General features: G+C 41.4%; 1 protein-coding gene. It reads right to left on the bottom strand.

Annotated features, from left to right (window positions below; genetic code table 11):
- A partial coding sequence (locus I6F10_RS20055) for an IS256 family transposase (RefSeq protein WP_197099321.1) occupies positions 1-526 on the bottom strand: 526 nt, incomplete at both ends.

The following is a 526-nucleotide window of genomic DNA, read 5'->3' as shown; positions in this document are numbered from 1 at the left end:
GCATCCTTAGTGGCAGCCTTATAAACGGGTTTCAAGTCAGTCATAAACTCTTTTTGGTGCTTTGAAGCAACGTACTTCATCGAATTACGAATTTGATGAATGACGCACTCCTGCACTTCGGCGTCGGGGTAGATTGTTGCTATTGCTTCAGGGAAGCCTTTTAGTCCATCAACACAGGCAATTAAAATATCGGATACACCACGATTATGTAAATCAGTTAATACTGATAACCAATAGTTAGCCCCTTCACTTTCAGAGATATATAAACCAAGTAACTCTTTTCGGCCTTCAATATTGACACCTAGTACGGTATAAATAGCCTTACTCACGTAGCGGCCATTTTCTTTAATCTTATAATGAATGGCATCAAGCCAGATAAATGGGTAAAGCGTATCTAAACTGCGCGCTTGCCATGCTTTAAGCTCTGGTATCAGTTGGTCTGTTACGGCAGTGATGGTGGCCTCTGATACTTCAACGCCATACATATCCTGTATATGGCCTCGAATATCTCGGTAACTCATACCTA

Origin of the sequence: Pseudoalteromonas sp. SWYJZ98 (assembly GCF_015864495.1) — a bacterium.
Classification (GTDB): Bacteria; Pseudomonadota; Gammaproteobacteria; order Enterobacterales; family Alteromonadaceae; genus Pseudoalteromonas; species Pseudoalteromonas distincta.
Note: the sequence above shows the minus strand (reverse complement) of the source record. Positions and strands in the feature narration are given on the sequence as shown.